This is a genomic window from Nonomuraea sp. 10N515B, assembly GCF_052245915.1.
Classification (GTDB): domain Bacteria; phylum Actinomycetota; class Actinomycetes; order Streptosporangiales; family Streptosporangiaceae; genus Nonomuraea.
In genome coordinates, this window is record NZ_JBQQBQ010000003.1 from 84,489 (window position 1) to 102,509 (window position 18,021).

Genomic DNA, 18,021 nt, shown 5'->3' on the forward strand with positions numbered 1-18,021 from the left:
TCCCCCGAAGAGTCGTGAAGAGTCCCGAATCGTCCCCAACGATCAGCGCTCATTATGTGCGGAACTGGACCATCCCTTTGCCTTCGTCTTCCAGGATAACGATGCGTGATGGGTAAGTAACAGTTCGCTGTCGACGGCCGGATAGCCGGGAGTTCGGGGGTTCATGGTGCCTGATCAGCGGATTCATGAGCATCCGGCCGCGTCAGCCGATTGGCTCCGCGCGGCCCGCACGGCCCGCTGGCTGTCCGTCGCCACGCTCGCCTGGCTGGGTGTCGAAAGCACGCTCGGCCTGGCGGCGGGCTTGGCCGCGCACTCGGTGGCGCTGATCGGATGGGCGCTGTCCGCACTGGTGGAGGCGGCGGCCAGTTTGATCGTGCTGTGGCGGTTCACCGGGGCGCGCACGCTGTCGCCGGGCGCGGAGAGCACCGCCAGGAAGGCGATCGCGCTGAGCTTCTGGCTGCTCGCGCCCTATCTGGTCGTACACGTGGCCTACGACCTGGGCGAGGGCCACCGGGCGACGCCGACCGCCTTGGGCATCGTGGTGACGGCGTGCAGCCTGGCCGGCATGCCCGCACTGGGGCTCGCCAAGCGGCGGCTGGGCCGCCGGCTGGCCTCGGCGGCCACGTCGGGCGAGGGCATGCAGAATCTGATCTGCGGGGCGATGGCGGCCGGCGTCCTGGCCGGGCTGTGGCTCAACACCCTGGGCTGGTGGTGGGTGGATCCGGCCGTGGCGCTGATGCTGGCGGCGGTCGCGGTACGGGAGGGGAAGCGGGCCTGGCGCGGCCACGTCTGCTCCCACTGAACAACCATCCAGTCCACAACCCCGTATATTGCTGGCACTTCGGTCACAGTTGCGACCAGCGATGGCCACAGAGCGTAATTGCCGCATCAAAAGGGCTGTTTTGCACCACTGACCGCACCGAGTATCGTTCCCGGAGTATTGCGGAGCATCTCCCGCTAGGGTCTCCGGAAGGTCTCAACACACCTAAGAGGACATCGTGGGGCGACACCGCACAGACGAGCTCGACGGCGGATACGGCGGCGGATACCGAGCCAGCGAACCCCCCTCCCGCAGGCGCCGCAGCAGCCGGGGCCGCGTTCTCGTGCCGTTGGCCGGCGCCGTGGCGCTGGCCGTGCTCCTCGGTGTGGCCGCGTTCGTCATCTTCAACCGCGACCACGACTGCTCGGGCGGCAAGCTCGCGCTGCGCGTCGTCGCCACTCCCGACATCGAGCCGTCGCTCAGCAAGATCGCGAATAACTATAACAAGGCCATGCACTCGATCGACGGCAAGTGCGTGGACGTGACGGTGGCCAAGGAGGCGGCGGCCAGGACGGCCAACGCGCTGGCCGCGGGCAAGGCCACCGCCGACTTCTGGGTGGCGGACTCCAGCCTGCTCTTGGAGAGCATGCGCAGGACCCCGGCGGGCAAGGCGCTGCCCGAGCCCGAGGTCTCGATCGCCACCTCCCCCGTCGTGCTGGCGGCGGCCAAGTCGGCCGCGGCGAAGTTGTCCAGCGCCCTCAAGCCGAGCTGGTCCAGCATGATCGCAGCGGCGAACGTGGCGAACGTGGACGGCCCGGGCAAGCAGGTCCGCGTGCTCGCCCTCGACCCGCAGAAGAACTCCGCGGGCCTGGCCGCGCTGGTGGCCGCGGCGGGCACGGCCAAGGAAGCCGGGCAGGACAAGGCGCTGGTGGGCGCGCTGAAGGAGCTGTCGGGCCAGCTCGCGTCCGACTCGACGGCGCTGCTGGCCAGCCTCACCGTGAAGTCCGGCAGCAAGGTGCCCGTGGGCGTGGCCTCCGAGCAGGCCATCTACGCGCACAACACGAAGAAGCCGGAGGCTCCGGTGGTGGCCCTCTATCCGGAGGAGGGCACGCTCAGCCTCGACTACCCGGTCACGATCCTCACCAAGGATCCGGCCACGCAGAAGGCTGCGGCGGACTTCAAGCAGGAGCTGTCCACGGATCCGGCCAAGAAGGTCCTGCGTGACGCCGGTTTCCGCAGCGCGGACGGCAAGGCGGGCGACGTGCTGACGAAGGACAAGGGGTTCACTCCGGAGACGCCGCAGGCGCTGCCCGCTCCCGACGGAGCGACCGTGGCGCGGATGGTGCAGACCTGGTCCAGGCTGAACCTGGGCTCACGCCTGCTCACCCTGCTCGACGTCTCGGGCACGATGGCGCTGCCGGTGCCGGGCACGGGCATGACCCGGATGCAGGCCATCGGCAAGATCGCCACTGAGGGTCTCGGCCTGTTCCCCGCCGACTCCGAACTGGGCGTGTGGACGTTCTCCACGCATCTGGACGGCCGCGGCAAGGACTGGAAGGAGATCGTCTCCCTGGGGCCGCTCACCGAGAGCATCGACGGCGTCCTCCGCAAGGACATGCTGGTCAGGCAGCTCACCACGATCCAGGCCAAGGCGACGGGCGACACGGGGCTTAACGACACGCTCAAGGCCGCGTACACGGAGATGACCGAGACGTACCAGCAGGACAAGATCAACACGCTCTTGATCCTCACGGACGGCGCGGGCAACGACGACCCCGATGGCGGGATCAAGAATCCGGCGATCCTGCAGTTCCTGAAGGACACCTACGACCCCAAGCGCCCGGTCAGCATCATCATCATCGCCTTCGGCCCGGACGCCGCGCCCGGCAAGCAGCGGATGGACGCGCTGGCCAAGGCGACCGGCGGCGAGGCGTACATCGCCAAGAACATCCTGCAGGTCCGCGACTTCTTCCTGCAGGGCATGGAGCGCCGCCTCTGCTCCCCGAACTGCGACGGCTGAGTTCACCTCTCATGCCCAATGGGCATGAGGGGCGAACCTGGACAAACTAGGCCGCGTCCTCTCCGCGTGGGGCTTGAGTGCCCGTCGTACCTGCGGGGAGGGATCCGTGCCTGGATGGCCGACCGTCGATCGCGCCGGTGATCAGGAGCTCGTGGAGGCTCTGCGGCGCGCGGACGCCGACGCTCCCGCCAAACTCTTCGACTCCTACGCAGAGCGGCTGTACGACTACGCCTTCTCCCTGGCCGGGGACCGGGACCTGGCGACGGACGCCGTACACGACGCCCTCGTCACCGCGCAGGGGTGCGTGGAGCGGCTGAGGGAGCCGGGCCGGCTGCGGGCCTGGCTGTACGCGCTGGCCAGATTCCAGGTGCGGGCCAGGATGGCGCACCGGAGCACCCCTGCACAAGAGCTTCCCGACCTGGAGGAGCAGGCGGATCCGGAGCTCGCCGACCTGGTTCACGAGACGCTGGGCGAGCTCGGCGAGAGCGAGCGGGAGGTCCTGGAACTGTCGCTGCGCCACGGCCTGACCCCGTCCGAGGCCGGCGCGGTGCTGGCGCTGACCTCGCGACAGGCGGCCGCCAAGCTGGGCCGGGCCCGCGACCATCTGGAGATCGCCGCGGCGGCCGTGGTGCTCGCCAGGACGGGCCGGGCGCACTGCCCCGACCTGTCGGCGATGGTCGACTCGTGGGAGGGGCCGCTCACCCCGCTGCTGCGGCGGCGGTTGTCGGGGCACATCGGCGGCTGCGAGGTGTGCACCGAGGGCCGGCATCGGCAGGTCTCGGCCGGGCGGCTCCTGGACATGGTGCCGGTCGCGTTCCCGCCGATCTCCCTGCGCCGCCGGGTGATCGACACGTGTCTCAGTCCTGAGCGCGGTCAGACCCGCACGCTGATCATGGATCGCGGGGACAGCTTCGACCGGGCCGGGTTCCCGGTGCCGGCCGAGCGCCGCTCGCGCCGGCGCCGGCCGCGCAGGCTCGCGCCGGTGGTGCTGGCGGGCGTGTGCGTGCTGGCCGCGACGGGCGCCATGGTCGTGATCAGCGGCGGGACGGCGTCGAACCCCACCTCGCTGCAGTTCTCCCCCACCCTCCCCGCCGAAGAGAGTCCGACGCCGGAGGCCGTGCCCGAGCAGGATGACCTGACTCCCTCACCGAAGCCGACGCCGACCCCGACCCCGACCTCGAGCACCGGCCCGTCGGACGGGCCCACGCCGAGCGGGCGGCCGGCCGCCGCGCGGCCGAGCACGAGGCCCGCGGCCGCACCCACGGCCACCCGCCGCAGGCCCGCGCCCGGCGCCAGGCTCGGCGTCTCGTGCCCACGGGGAGTCGATGGGGCGGCCAAGATCGGGCTCAGCGCCCGCAACGCCTCGGTGTCCTGGGTGGCGACCGCCTCTCAGGGCCTGGACGTGTTCCCGGCGAGCGGGTCGATCAAGACCGGCGGCTCGGTGATGATCTGGGTAACGGTGATCGACCCGAACGAGGCCGGCACGGGCCGGGTCACATTCACCTCGAACGGCGGCACCGGGACCTGCTCGCTCTCTTGGGACGGCCGGGAGCCCCGGGCATCCGACCCGCCGAGCGACGAGCCGACGCCCACTCCTGAGCCGACCGAATCACCCACGGGGCTCGGGACGTCCTCAGTGGACACCATGGCAGGGTAAAGCTCGCGTAACGTCACAGTAGACTCATATTTAGACGACAATCGGGGATATATCGGACCCCGACTCGAAGATCCTAGGCTACATAGGGCATCCTGGTGTGCTTGGGGCCGCGTCGGCGTCCGGAGACTGCTTGACCGTGTGTTTAACCTCACACGAGAAATCTCTGCCTGCCGGTAAACCGGAGCGCGTCGCCAAGCGTCGGCATTGACGTGCTCAGGCGCGGATTGGTCCCATGAACTGCGATAAACCGCGCTTTTGACCAGTGAGAGCAGGAGAGATACAGGAGATGCTCAGGCAGCACCGCAGAGCCCTCGCCTGGTTGGTGGGGCTGGCCTGCATAGCGGGAGCGGTAGTGGCGCTGTTCGACATCGAGACGCCGCTGCGCCCGTTCCTGATCTCGTTGTTCCTTCTGGTGGTTCCAGGTGCGGCCGTAGTGGGACTGTTGCGTGATCGTGACCCACTGGCCGCTCTATCTGTAGGAGCCGCGGCAAGTCTCGTACTGAACGTGCTGCTCGCCGAGGCCATGCTGCTCTTCGGCGCGTGGTCGCCGCGGGCCGGTGTGGCGACGGTCGCCGTGCTCGGCGGGTTCATGTACGTGCTCCGCGTCTTGTACCGGGGGAAGAGCATGCAGAGCGAACAGGGGGCCAGGGCAAGGTGAACATCCAGGTAGTTCGGCCGGGAGAGCTCGGAGACTCCGAGCGGGCCCGATGGCGTGAGCTGCAGAAGGCTGACCGGAGTCTGGACAACCCGTTCCTGTCGGTCGAGTTCGCCGTGGCGATGGACCGCTTGCGTGACTACGTGAGGGTGGCGGTCATCTCAGATGGAAGCGGCATCAAGGGATTCTTCCCATACGAGCGGCACAGCTTCGGCATCGGCAAACCGCTCGGCGGCTTCCTCACCACCTGCCACGGTCTGATCTCGGCCCCGGACCTGACGCTGGACGCCAAGGCCCTGCTGCGGGCCTGCAAGCTCAGCGTGTTCGACTTCGACCACCTGGTGGCCGGGCAGCCGACGTTCGCCCCCTACGAGCAGGACGTGCGCCCGGCTCCGGTCATGGACTTCACCTCCGGCTTCGAGGCCTGGATCGAGCAGGTCAAGGCCAACTCGCCGAAAAACCTCAAGACCGTGCGCTACAAGGAGCGCAAGATGGGTCGCGAGCAGGGCGAGCTGCGCTTCGAGTGGGCCTCGGCCGACCCCGAGGTGATGCGGACGTTACTGGCCTGGAAGTCCGACCAGTATCGGAGAACTGGCCGGGTGGACAGATTCGCCCAGCCGTGGATCGTCGAATTGACCGACATGATGCATGCCGAGAACTCATCGGACTTCGCCGGCGTCCTCACCATGCTTTATGCCGGTGACGTGCCGGTCGCCGGACATTTCGGCCTCCGTACGGCCACCACCCTTGTAGGGTGGTTCCCCGCCTACGACACCGAGTACGCGCGCTATTCGCCCGGCATCGTGCACCATCTCCAGATGGCCGAGGCCGCCGCGAAGAACGGTCTGCACATGGTGGACATGGGCAAGGGCGGCAAGGAGTACAAAGACTGGCTCAAGAGCGGGGTCCTGTACGTCGCCGAAGGCCGCATCTCCCGGCCGTCCGCGACGGCGGCGGTCCACTGGATCGGCCGAACTCCTTTCAACAAAGCCCGAACAATTGTCATGGATCGACCGTCTCTTTATAGAGCGGCTGACCGTGTCCTCAAGGGCTTCGGTCGGGTGCGCACCTCGATGCAGCAGCAGGAGCCATCCAACGCAGTAGTCAAGGAACCGACCGGAGCACGCTGAGCGCTCCACCCAAACCCGCAGCACACCCTCACTCCACAGGACCCTTCAATGCACCGTTCACCGGTTTCGCCATTCCCGCAGCACCCGGGGCTGGCCTGGGCCGGCCCGCAGCACAGGGCCCCGGAAGGATAATCCCTCGCCATGAGTCCCGAGATCACCAAGCACAACGGCAAGGTCCACACCTCGCCCCTTCGGTCGATGCCACCGCCCACGAGCTTCACGCCCGTCACGCCTCACCTGGCCATTTCCCCAACGGTGAGCGTGGTCGTGCCGGCGATGAACGAGGCCGAGAACCTCCCGCACGTCTTCGCCACGATCCCGCAGTGGATCGACGAGATCGTGCTCGTCGACGGCAACTCCGTTGACGACACGGTGGCCGTGGCCAAGCGGCTGCGGCCCAACGTGAAGATCGTCACGCAGACCGGCAAGGGCAAGGGCGACGCCCTGGCCGCCGGGTTCGCCGCGTGCACCAGCGACATCATCGTGATGATCGACGCCGACGGCTCGACCGACGGCCGCGAGATCATCAACTTCGTGGGCGCGCTCGTGACGGGCGCCGACTTCGTCAAGGGATCACGCTACGCCTCGGGGGGCGGCAGCGACGACCTGACGCTGAACCGGCGCCTGGGCAACAAGGTCCTCACCGGCATCGTCAACGTCATGTACAGCACCAAGTACACCGACCTGTGCTACGGCTACAACGCTTTCTGGGCCCGCCACCTGGACGTGCTCAACCTCGACTGCGACGGCTTCGAGGTGGAGACGCTGATGAACGTGCGGGCCGCCAAGGCCGGGCTGAAGGTGCACGAGGTGCCGAGCCACGAGCGCAACCGCATTCACGGCGAGAGCAACCTGCGCGCCGTACGAGATGGCTTCCGCGTGCTCAAGACCATCCTGAAGGAGTGGCGTCGCCAGCCCGCTCCCGCTCAGCCTGAGCCGACCGCCACTCCTGCCGCTGACCGAGGCGTCGCTTAAGAAGGATCGTTGTGAACACGTCTGTTGTCATCTGCGTCTACACCGAGGACCGGTGGGAGGACATCAGGCAGGCAGTCGAGTCGGTCGAGAACCAGACACGCCCGGCACACGAGCTGATCCTGGTGGTCGACCACAACCCCGACCTGCACCTCAAGCTCAAGCTTGAATACCCGCAGGCCATCGTGGTGGAGAACACTCACGAGCAGGGGCTGTCCGGCGGCAAGAACACCGGTGTGGCCACGGCCACCGGTGAGATCGTCGCGTTCCTCGACGACGACGCGGTCGCCGATCCCAGGTGGCTGGAGGCTTTGGAGGAGGGCTTCCAGGAACCGGGCGTGGTGGGCGTGGGCGGCCGTACCGACCCCTTGTGGGCGTCGAAGGTGCGGCCGCGGTGGTTCCCGTACGAGTTCGACTGGACGGTCGGCTGCACCTACCGCGGCATGCCGTCGGTCCGTGCGCCGATCCGCAATGTGATGGGTGGCAACGCGGCGTTCCTGCGGGACGTGGTGGCCGAGGTGGGCGGGTTCCACAGCGGCATCGGGCGCAGCGTGCAGGGACGCAAGTCGCGCCCGCTCGGGTGCGAGGAGACGGAGTTCTGCATCCGGCTGAGCCAGCGCAAGCCGGGCTCGGTCATGTTGTTCGAGCCGCGCGCGATGATCGGGCACAAGGTGTCCCGTCAGCGCGAGCGGTTCGCGTACTTCAGGTCGAGGTGCTACGCGGAAGGGCTGTCGAAGGCCCTGGTGACGCAGGAGGTCGGCACTCAGGACGGGCTGGCCAGCGAGCGGGCGCACGCGCTCAAGACGCTGCCGCTGGGCGCGCTGCGCGGGATCGGCGAGGCTCTGCGCGGCGACCTGGGCGGGCTGGGCCGGGCGGCCGCGATCGTCATCGGGCTGGCCTGGACGACCTGGGGCTACGTGGTGGGTTCCGTACGGCTTAAGGTGGCACGATCATGATCCGAGTTCCGATCCTGATGTACCACTCCGTCACGGACACTCCCAATGACGAGACCCGCCCGCATTCGGTGCGGCCGTCGGACCTGGACGAGCAGCTCGCCTACCTGAAGGAGAGCGGCTTCACCCCGCTCACGCTGGGCGACCTGGTGGCCGCGCTCAACAAGATCGACGGCCACGAGGTGCCGGCGAAGCCCGTCGTGGTGACCTTCGACGACGGCTACGCCGACTTCCACAGCCAGGCGCTGCCGCTGCTCGACAAGCACAGCTTCCCGGCCACGGTCTTTCTGACCAGCGGCTGGGTCTCCGACGCGGGCAAGGACGCCGCGGGCCGGCCGCTGGACGACATGCTGTCCTGGGGCCAGGCCCGCGAGGCCGCGCAGACCGGCATCGAGATCGGCGGCCACAGCCACAGCCACCCCCAGCTCGACCAGCTCCGCATCGACGACATGCGGCAGGAGCTGCGGAGGAACAAGGGCCTGCTGGAGGAGAAGATCGGCGCGCCGGTCGCCACCATGGCCTACCCGTACGGGTACTCCAGCGCCCGTGTGCGGCGAGAAGTGCGCAAGGCCGGATATTTCGCAGCTTGCGCGGTGAGCAACACGATCGCCGCGGACCGGCACGACATGCTCGCCATCCCCCGGCTGACAGTCGGCAAGGGCACGACCATCAACATGTTCAAGCGCGCCGTCGAAGGCAACGCCGTACCTCTCATCTACCTGCGCGAGCGCATCCTCACCAAGGGGTACGCGGTCGTGCGGCGCACGAGGTACGGGCTGCAGCGGGTGCGCGGCAATGTCTAGCGTCTGGGGGAAGATCCTTCGCGACCTGCGCAACCCCCTTTTCCGGCAGGGATACTCCCTCATGGCGAACACCGTCGTCACCGGCGTGCTCGGCATGGGCTACTGGCTCCTGGCCGCGAATCCCGCGCTCTACTCCGAGGAGGAGTTCGGCCGCGGCCAGGCGGTGATCACGGCGATGCGGCTGTTCGCGTCGCTGACCGCACTCGGGTTCGTGGGGGCGCTCGCCCGTTACCTGCCGGTGGCGGGCCGCCGCACGCCCGAGCTGATCCTGCGCGGGTACGGCCTGGCCGCCGCCACGGGCGGGGTCGCGGCGCTCGGCTTCCTGCTGACGCTGCCGATGTGGGGTCAGACCTACCAGGTGCTGAGCGGCTTCGGGCCGGGGTTGTTCTTCCTGGCGTCCGTGATGGTGTGGGCCGTGTTCACGCTGCAGGACGTGGTGCTGACCGGGCTGCGCAGGGCGACGTTCGTGCCCATGAACAACTTCATCTTCGGCCTGGTCAAGATGGGGCTGCTCGTGGCGCTGGCGGCCGCGCTGCCCGAAGGCGGGATCTTCGTCTCCTGGGTGATCCCGACGGCGCTCGCGCTGATCCCGGTCAACTGGCTGATCTTCGGCGTGGTGGTGCCCCGGCACGTGCGGGAGTCCGACAGCGAGCAGGCGCCGCCGCGGCTGCGGGAGATCGGCAGGTTCCTGGCCGGGGACTTCCCCGGGACGTTGTCGATCCTGGCGATCGTCTATCTGGTGCCGGTCGTGATCGCCACACAGGTGGGCGAGGCCACGTTCGGGCGCTTCTCGATGGCGCACACGCTGGCCAGCATGATCGAGCTGCTGGCCATGAACATGGCGGTGTCGCTGACCGTCGAGGGCTCTTTCGATCCTGCTCGGCTGGCCGCGAACTGCCGGCGGGCGTTGCGGCGGGCGTTCATGATCGTCACTCCGCTGATCGCGGTGGCGATCCTCGGGGCGCCCCTGATCCTGACGATCTTCGGGCCGAAGTTCGCCGAAGAGGGCACTCTGCTGCTGCGGCTGATGTCGCTCGCCGTGTTGCCTCGGGTGCTGATCGAGGTTTATCTGAGCGCGCTGCGGTCGCAGAGCAAGGCGCGGTCGCTGGCGATCGTGCAGATCGGGCTGGCCGTGCTCGTGCTGGTGTCCACCATCGCCTTGTTCCCGTTCGCGGGGGTGAACGCGGTGGGATACGGGTTGCTCTTCAGCGAGCTGCTCGTAGCGATATTGATCTTCGGGAATCTCCGTAAAATTCTCAAGTTCGATGAAACAGGGAAGGCGACTGTCATCCAGGGGTCGTCCGGGACCGCATGATGGTCAACGTGAGGCAACGGGACGGCGATGGCATGACAACGGGGATCACGGGCTCCTCGGACGTGCGTGAGGACGGAGAGGGGAGCGGAGCTCCCGAGCCAAGAGGAAACGAGGATTCAGACGTGCCTTTCGATCCGGAAGCTACCGGGGTGATCCCGAAGCTGACGTTCGACAAGGAACCTGCCTCCGCGGAGGTCGATGAGGGCGCGGCTGAGGACTCTGCTGCCACGGACGAGTCCGCCGCGGACCAGACCACGACGTTCCGGATTCCCGGGCCGTCCCTCCACATCGGCCGGCCGCCTACGGCGGAGGAAGCGGACCCGGGGGCCGCCGGGACCGTCTCGATGCCCGTCCAACGGCCTGACTGCGACCCGTCGGAGACCGGGACCGGTGCTGCCGAGGTCGACGCTCCTGAGGCCGACGCTCCTGAGGCCGACGCTCCTGAGGCCGGCGCGCTTGAGGGGCCAGCGGGGACGAAGGCGGCCGATTCGGACGCCAATGCGCCGACCAACCCGGGCCTGCGCACCCAGCCGCCCAGCGGACCGCAGCCTGCCGGCGCCGCCAAGCCCACCAGCGGGCCGCAGCAGGGGGCTGCGGGTGCGAAGACGGGCGCGTCCAAGGGCGCGTCGACGACCGGTGCGCCCGCCGAGGAGGAGCCCGCCCCCAAGGGGGCGCCGACCGCCAAGGGGACGTCCACCCCCAAGGACACGCCGGCCGGCGGGCCGACGCCGCCCAGCGAGACGACACCCGCCGCCAAGGGCACTCCCACCCCGAAGGTCACGCCCACCCGGAAGGGCATGCCGACCGCGAAGGGGACATCCAAGGCGACAGGCACACCCGCTGAAGCGCCGACCGCGAAGTTGCCCACTGTCGGACCGGCGGCCAAAGGACCGCTCAGCGGCGCGTCGCCCACGGGCACGCCTACCCCTGCCGGCCGGTCGGGGAAGCCGACCGCCGGCGGGCCGTCCGGCGAACCGACCGCTGGCGGACCTGATGCTGGCGGACCCGCCGGTAGCGGACCGGCCGGAGCCGGACCCGCCGGAGGCGCACCCGCCAGGGGCGGACCGGCCTCTGGAAGGCCCGGTTCTGGCGGGCTGGGCGCATTGGTGCAGCCCATGGGGCCGCCGCAGGGCCCGGGAGGCCCGGGCGTGTCTCCAGGTCCCCCTCGGGGCGTGCCGCCCCGGCAAGGCCACCCCCAGCAAGGCCACCCCCAGCAAGCTGTGGCCCAGCAGGCAGTCGCCCAGCAGTCCGCCCCGCAGCAGGCGCTCCCCCAGCAAGCCGTGCCGCAGCACCCTCAGCAAGCCGTGCCGCAGCAGGCGGCGGCTCCCAGGCCGCGCCTCGCCGTCGGCCGTATCGGCGCGCTGATCGCCAGTGCCCCCAAGTGGCTGCCCGCCCTGCTGGTCCTTGAGGGCCTGCTCATGTACATCCTCGCCCTCAAGGTCCCCGCGGGACCCCTGCGCGGCGTGGATCCCAATGACATCGACGGCCTGGGCCTGATCTCGGCGCTCCCGGCCACGGCCTTCATCGCCATTCTCATCATGATCGTGTCGTTCTTCGTCACGGTCGCCCAGAGCACGGACCGCAAGTTCCTGCTCCTGTTCCAGATCGCCGCCATCACGTTCGCCCTACATGGCGCGGGCGCCCTGGTGGCGACCGAGCCGCGCTTCCCCACTGCCTACATCCATGCCGGTTTCGTCGAGTTCATCAGTAGAACCGGCGAGACCGCCATCAGCATCGACGCCCGTATGGGCTGGCCGGGCTTCTTCGCGTTGTTCGCGTTCGTGACGAAGGCCGCCGGCATCACCGACCTGACGCCGATCCTGATGTGGACGCCGCTCCTGTCCAACCTGCTCTACCTGCTCCCGTTCGTGCTGATCCTGCGCCAGGTCGTGGCGACCACGCGCGCGCGGTGGTTCGCGGCGCTGCTGTTCGTGCTGGTGCAGTGGATCGGGCAGGACTACTTCTCGCCGCAGGGCTTCACGTTCGCCCTCTATCTCGCGTTCGTGGCGATCCTGCTGCGCTGGTTCGGGCGAGTGGAGCCGCGGACCAAGCCGATCCCGACCAAGGGCCTGCGCAAGCTGCTGGGCAAGCTGGATGCGATGACGCCGGGCGAGCTGGCCAACACCGGCACGTACCGAGCCGACAAGCTGCTCATGCTGATGATGTTGCTGGCGTTGTTCTTCGCGTCGGTGGCCTCGCACCAGATCACGCCCTTCATGATGCTCGGCGTCGTCACCGCGTTCCTGATCTTCAAGCGGACCTCGCTGACGTGGGCGCTGCCGTTCGCCCTCGGGCTGGTGGTGCTGGCCTGGATCAGCTACATGACGGTCGGGTTCTGGGCGAGCCAGATCGACGCGATCTTCGGCGGCCTGGGCAACATCCTGCAGAACCTGCGCAGCAACACCGGCGACCGGATCGAGGGCAGCGACCCGGCGCACGCGATGGTGCTGCAGGCCCGCCTCGGCATCCTCGTGGTCATCCTCAGCCTCGCGGCGGCCGGCCTGTTCAGGCGGTTGCGGCGCGGGGTGTTCGACCGGTCGGCGCTGATCCTGCTGTGCGTGCCGGTGCTGGCGCTCGGCCTGCAGAGCTACGGCGGCGAGATCGGCCTGCGGATCTACATGTTCGCGCTGCCCGGCGCCTGCCTGCTGGCCGCGTACGCGTTCTTCCCGAACCTGCCGGCCGACAGCGCCGACGTGCGCGAGGAGACCGTGCCGCTGCGCAAGCGGAACGTGCGGTTCAACCCGCAGCTCACGAAGAAGCTCTCGGTCGTGCTCGCGGCCTGCTTCGCGGTGTTGTTCGCGTTCACGTTCCTGCTGGCCAGGTATGGCAACGAGAAGTTCGAGCGGGTCACCGCCGGCGAGGTCGGCGCCATGCACTACGTCTACGAGCACGACAAGCCCAGCGCCAGGGTGATCTATCTGGTGCCGAAGGAGGGCCCCGAGGTCACGCCCACCATGCCGTGGGGCGAGCGGGACGTCGAGATCGTCAGCTTCAACCTGCAGGCCCTCGTGCACAAGGACCCGACGAAGATCGCGGACGCGGTCAAGAAACTGAAGGACTCGCCACGGAACTCGTACCTCATGGTGAGCCGCGGCCAGGTGAGCTACCTGCAGCTCAACGAGGGTTTCTCGGCGGACTGGGGGGAGAGGTTCCGCGCTGCGCTGGACGCCTCGCCGGACCTGAAGCGGGTCTACTCGAACGCGGACGCGGCGCTCTACACGTGGAAGACGTTCGTCCGCGGCACGGAGATCCCCGAGCCGAACCCGTACGCGGGGCGCGGCGACCCCACCTCACCCTGGACGCCGGTGGGCATCGGCGCGCTGGGTGTGACATGGGTCGCACTGTTCGGCTATGAGGTCATCCGGCTGAACGGCCCGAACCGGGCCAGGAAGGCCCGCAGGCGGCTGCTCTACTTGGCGGTTCCCGCGTTCGTGGTGGCCTTCGCGGTGATCGTCGAGCGGTTCATCTATATCGCACAAAATAACTGAATTCACAGGAAACGCTCAGGATGTGCGGAATGATGTCACTCGATGAGGACACAGAAGACACTTTCCGCAACCTCCGACGCAAGAGCCCCATCCGCGGCGGCCAGGATCGCTTCTGTGGATGCCCTACGCGGCTTCGCGCTCCTAGGCATCCTCGTCGTGAACATCGCCTTCCTGGCCTCCGGTTACCGGATGGCCGGGCTGGCGGAGCCCGCGTTCCACTCGTCGCTGGACTGGGGCGTGCGATGGTCCGTGACGCTGCTGATGGAGAACAAGTTCTACCTCCTGTTCTCCTTCCTGTTCGGCTACAGCTTCACGCTCCAGCTCGACTCGGCCGCCCAGCACGGCCGCGCGTTCGTCCCTATGTTCCTGCGCCGGCTGGCCGGGCTGTTCCTGCTCGGGCTGGCGCACGCCGTGTTGTTGTTCCCGGGGGACATCCTGACGACGTACGCGGCCGTGGGCGTGGCGCTGCTGGTGCTGCGGCGGATCACGCCCCGGGCGGCGGTCCTGCTGGCCGCCGGCCTGACCGCCCTGCTGGCCCTCGGCTTCGTGCTCCTGGCCCTGATGGCGATGTCGGGCCACGACATGTCGGGGACGGTCGCGCCCGCGGCCGCTGACGCCGCCCGATCGGACGCGGCCCTGGGTGGCGGCGTCTGGCAGATCATCTCCGAGCATGTCCGCAAACTGTCGCTGATCATCATGTTCCGCGTGCTCTTCCAGGGGCCCGCGGTGCTGGCCGCGTGCCTGATCGGCCTGGCCGTCGGCAAGCTGGGCGCCCTGCGTGACCTGTCCGCTCACACGCGGGCGCTGCGCAGGCTCCAGTGGACGGGCTTCACGGTGGGGCTGGGCGGCGCGTTCTTCTATACCCTGTCGGCCTGGAACGGCACCGTGCACAAGTTCTGGGGCGAGGCGGTGGACCTGGTGACGGCCCCGCTGCTGGCGGCCGCATACGGGGCCACGTTCCTGCGGCTGTTGCCCTCTATGCCGCGGATCGGGCGTGCTCTGGCCGCGCCCGGGCGGTTGGCGTTGTCCAACTACCTGGCGCAGTCGCTGATCTGCTCGCTGATCTTCACGGGGTACGGGCTGGCACTGGTCGACCGGGTCAGCCCGCCGGTGGAGGTGCTGATCGCCCTCGGCATCTTCGGCGCCCAGGTGCTCTACAGCCGGTGGTGGCTCAAGGGCCATCGGTACGGGCCGGTGGAATGGCTGCTGCGGTACCTCACGTACTGGCGCAGACCGGGCGTCGCGCGTAAATGAGATGACCTTGTAGGCGGGGCCCGGAACAATGGGCCGACATGCGCCACTGGCCTCTCTTCAACCTGCGCCTTACCACGCCCCGGCTCGAACTGCGGTTCCCCTCCCTGGACGACCTCGACGAGCTGGCCGACCGGGCGCTGGAGGGCGTGCACGATCCCAGCCGCATGCCGTTCGGGGTGCCGTGGACCGACGCCCCCGCCGCCGAGCTCCCGGGCAACGTCATCCGCTTCCACCTCGGAGTCATGGCGCGCTGGCAGCCCGAGAGCTGGCACTGCAACTTCGTCATCGTCCACGAGGGCCGCGTGATCGGCGCCCAGGACCTGACCGCCACCGACTTCGCCGTCACGCGGGAGGCGCACACGGGCTCATGGCTGGGCCGCGCCCACCAGGGGCACGGGCTCGGCACCGAGATGCGCGCCGCCGTACTCCACCTGGCCTTCGCCGGCCTCGGCGCCCAGACCGCAGTCTCCGGCGCCTTCCTGGACAACCCGGCGTCACTCGCCGTCTCCCGCAAGCTCGGCTACCGGCCGGACGGGGTGTCTGTGCATCAGATCCAGGGGCGGCGCGCGATCCAGCAACGCCTGCGTCTGGACCGGGACGACTTCACCAGCCCGGTGCCGGTGAAGATCCACGGCCTGGAGGCCTGCCTTCCCCATTTCGGCCTGCCGGCGACACAGCCACAGCCGTCATGAGCACATGACCCCTAGTAGTCAGATGGGCCTATGCGCCGCCCCGGCCCGTCCACCTGATCTCGTACGGCGCCAGGGTGACCTGTTTGCCGTCCACCGTCGCCGTCACTTCCTCGTCCGCGGTGTTCACCATCACGAGCTGGCGTTCCTGACCCAGGACCTTGACGCGTTCGTCCGAGGACTGCACGTCGGCCACTTGCACACCCGTCGGGAACCATTTCGTGAAGCCGCTCAGCAGGCCGGCCATGGGCATTTCGTCGCCGACTTTCGGAGCCCATAGGCAGCCGCCGCAGTCGCCCTGGTCCTTCTGCTGCGGATTCCAATACAGGGCCGTGGTCACGCCGCTCTTGGCGAATTCCATCAGCGCCGTCGCCTGGACCGCCGTGCGCTTTTCCTCCGACCAGTTCGCGTTTTCCGGCTCCACGTACCACTCGGCCCACCACACCGGCAGGTCGTCGCTCTTCTCGCGCAGCCACGTCGTGATCGCGCTGAACTTGGCCTGGGCGGCGAAGTCGTTGGGGACGTTCCCCTTGTCGTTCGTCATGGAGGCGCCGTCGACCACGATGAAGTCGGCGCCCTTCTTGCGGTCGATCCAGTATTCGATCGCGTCCAGGGCCCGCTGGTCGATCGTCCCCCACGCGCCGCTCAGCTCCGAGGGGCGGGGCGAGCGGGCGTTGCTCTCGATCGGGATGTACGGGCCCCCGACCTGGATGTCCTTGTTGACCTTCTTCAGTGCCGTATAGACCTTGTTGTACAGCTCGGTGTAGCCCCTGGCGTCCCAGCGGTTGGTGGCCGGGTCCCAGAAACCTTTGAACTCGTTCCACACCATGTAGTGCTTGACCGTCGGGTACTGCTTGGCCACCCGCACGGCCAGCTTGGCGAAGTCGTCGAAGTGCTCGGGCTCGGGCGCGACCGTGTGGTTCTTGTTCCAGTCCGTACGCCCGGCCTGCCCGCCCTTCATCCAGTCGGGCGCGCAGCACAGCGTGATCACCGGCACCGCCCGCGACGACGCCATGAACTTCAGCCGCCGGTCGAGGTCGCGGAAGTTGAACTGCCCGGGGCTCGGCTCGGGGTTGCCGACGCCCCAGCCCATGATGTGCTGGTTCTGCAGCATCGGGACCCGGCCGAGCACGCCCCTGGCCTGCTCGACGACGTCCTGCGGCTCGTTGTCCGCGCTGTACTGGGTGTGCGTGATGCCCCAGCGCGGCCAGGTTTCCAGCGCCGGCGGCTGGTCGAGCTGGGGCGCGGGCTCGGTGGGCACCTTCGTGGCCACCTCGGCGCCGGTGAACCCGGTGCGGGACTTGGTCCGCATCGAGGCATAGACCATGATGCCTGCCACTAGCACGACCGCGAGGATCCCTGCTCCCAGTGCGATGGGCCAGGGCGATCGTCGGCGCGCGTGTCGGCCGTCGGTCGGAATCACTGAAACGCTCCTCACGGGTCGCGGACGTCATCAGGGCTGGGCACCTAGCATGGCCCAGCCCTGATTACGGTAATCGCCCTACTTGCAAGAGACTTACGGTTGGTCTACGCCCAGCTGACGCTCAGCTACCGCCGTCCCCCAGCGGCGGCCTCTGCCCGCCCGCCGGGCCGGGGACCCCGGCATAGCGGTAGGGGACCGGCTGCCTGCCGGGCTGGACGATCAGGAGCGTGCCTGGAACGTCAGTGTAGAAGGCGGACTCCACGGCGGCGGCCACGTCCTCGGCCGTGAGCAGCGGGAACCCGGCGTTGACGAACATCTCCCGCGACTCGGCCACCAGCGGCGTGTCCGTGAAGCCCGGGCAGACGGCGCTGATGCGGATCTTCTGCGCCGCCAGCGGCTCGGCCAGCGCCCTGACCAGCCCGACCACGGCGTGCTTGGTCATCGTGTAGATCGGGTCGCCGGAGTAGCCCACGAGCCCGGCCAGCGACGAGCTGACCACGATGGCGCCGCCGCCGGAGCGCAGCAGGAGCGGCACGGCGGCGCGTACGCCGAAGACCACGCCGTCCACGTTCACGCCCATCACCTGGCGGTAGCGCTCGGCGTCGAACGCCGCCAGATCCACCTTGCCGGAGATCCCGGCGTTGAGGTGCACCAGGTCCAGCCGCCCGTATCGCTGCCCGGCCAGCGCCACGGCCTCGAGCGAGGCCTCCTCGCGGCTGACGTCGGCGGCCAGCCACGCGCCGTCCACTTCCTTGGCCAGCCTCTCGACGCCCTCGCCGTCGAGGTCGACGAGGACGCATTTGACGCCACCCGCCGACAGTCGCCGCGCCGTGGCGGCGCCTATGCCGCTCGCCGCTCCGGTGATCAGTGCAACTGTGCTCATGGCGCTCGCTCCTCGTGGG

General features: G+C 68.8%; 14 protein-coding genes. 12 read left to right on the plus strand and 2 right to left on the minus strand.

Features of this window, described 5'->3' with window-relative positions:
• Positions 1 to 163 precede the first annotated feature (163 nt).
• From ACTWQA_RS04915 to ACTWQA_RS04970, 12 genes are all read left to right on the plus strand, one after another.
• Complete coding sequence (locus ACTWQA_RS04915; RefSeq protein ID WP_443158095.1) at positions 164 to 802, plus strand: hypothetical protein; 639 nt, start codon at positions 164 to 166, stop codon at positions 800 to 802.
• Between the two features lie 196 nt (positions 803 to 998).
• On the plus strand, positions 999 to 2,780 hold the full coding sequence (locus ACTWQA_RS04920; protein WP_443158096.1) for a substrate-binding domain-containing protein: 1,782 nt from the start codon (positions 999 to 1,001) through the stop codon (positions 2,778 to 2,780).
• A gap of 106 nt (positions 2,781 to 2,886) precedes the next feature.
• Positions 2,887 to 4,437, plus strand: coding sequence for an RNA polymerase sigma factor (locus ACTWQA_RS04925; RefSeq protein ID WP_443158097.1), 1,551 nt, complete (start codon positions 2,887 to 2,889; stop codon positions 4,435 to 4,437).
• Between the two features lie 286 nt (positions 4,438 to 4,723).
• A complete protein-coding gene (locus tag ACTWQA_RS04930; protein WP_305916421.1) occupies positions 4,724 to 5,095 on the plus strand; it encodes a hypothetical protein in 372 nt (123 codons plus the stop codon).
• Positions 5,092 to 6,222 carry a GNAT family N-acetyltransferase gene (locus tag ACTWQA_RS04935; RefSeq protein WP_443158098.1) on the plus strand — a complete coding sequence of 377 codons (1,131 nt, stop codon included), beginning with the start codon at positions 5,092 to 5,094 and terminating at the stop codon, positions 6,220 to 6,222. The genes ACTWQA_RS04930 and ACTWQA_RS04935 overlap by 4 nt, the downstream gene beginning before the upstream one ends.
• A 141-nt stretch (positions 6,223 to 6,363) precedes the next feature.
• The gene (locus ACTWQA_RS04940; protein WP_443158099.1) at positions 6,364 to 7,197 is read left to right on the plus strand and encodes a glycosyltransferase family 2 protein; all 834 of its coding nucleotides are present in this window, start codon (positions 6,364 to 6,366) and stop codon (positions 7,195 to 7,197) included.
• A gap of 11 nt (positions 7,198 to 7,208) precedes the next feature.
• Entirely contained in the window at positions 7,209 to 8,150 is a 942-nt protein-coding gene (locus tag ACTWQA_RS04945) for a glycosyltransferase family 2 protein (protein ID WP_443158100.1), read from the plus strand.
• Positions 8,147 to 8,950, plus strand: a complete 804-nt coding sequence (locus tag ACTWQA_RS04950) for a polysaccharide deacetylase family protein (protein ID WP_305916425.1) — start codon at positions 8,147 to 8,149, stop codon at positions 8,948 to 8,950. Before ACTWQA_RS04945 ends, ACTWQA_RS04950 begins: the two co-directional genes overlap by 4 nt.
• The gene (locus ACTWQA_RS04955; protein WP_443158101.1) at positions 8,943 to 10,265 is read left to right on the plus strand and encodes a lipopolysaccharide biosynthesis protein; all 1,323 of its coding nucleotides are present in this window, start codon (positions 8,943 to 8,945) and stop codon (positions 10,263 to 10,265) included. The genes ACTWQA_RS04950 and ACTWQA_RS04955 overlap by 8 nt, the downstream gene beginning before the upstream one ends.
• 122 nt (positions 10,266 to 10,387) lie before the next feature.
• Positions 10,388 to 13,753 (plus strand): hypothetical protein, encoded by a 3,366-nt coding sequence (locus ACTWQA_RS04960; RefSeq protein WP_443158102.1) that lies wholly within the window; start codon positions 10,388 to 10,390, stop codon positions 13,751 to 13,753.
• Between the two features lie 114 nt (positions 13,754 to 13,867).
• Positions 13,868 to 15,007 (plus strand): DUF418 domain-containing protein, encoded by a 1,140-nt coding sequence (locus ACTWQA_RS04965; protein ID WP_443158103.1) that lies wholly within the window; start codon positions 13,868 to 13,870, stop codon positions 15,005 to 15,007.
• A gap of 38 nt (positions 15,008 to 15,045) precedes the next feature.
• Positions 15,046 to 15,699: a GNAT family N-acetyltransferase gene (locus tag ACTWQA_RS04970; RefSeq protein WP_443158104.1), complete on the plus strand. Its 654-nt coding sequence runs from the start codon at positions 15,046 to 15,048 to the stop codon at positions 15,697 to 15,699.
• Between the two features lie 28 nt (positions 15,700 to 15,727).
• On the opposite strand, the gene ACTWQA_RS04975 is transcribed toward ACTWQA_RS04970, so the two are convergent.
• Together ACTWQA_RS04975 and ACTWQA_RS04980 are read right to left on the minus strand one after the other, a co-directional pair.
• Positions 15,728 to 17,041: a GH39 family glycosyl hydrolase gene (locus tag ACTWQA_RS04975; RefSeq protein WP_443158105.1), complete on the minus strand. Its 1,314-nt coding sequence runs from the start codon at positions 17,039 to 17,041 to the stop codon at positions 15,728 to 15,730.
• 199 nt (positions 17,042 to 17,240) lie between these two features.
• Complete coding sequence (locus ACTWQA_RS04980; protein ID WP_327589416.1) at positions 17,241 to 18,002, minus strand: SDR family oxidoreductase; 762 nt, start codon at positions 18,000 to 18,002, stop codon at positions 17,241 to 17,243.
• Positions 18,003 to 18,021 lie beyond the last annotated feature (19 nt).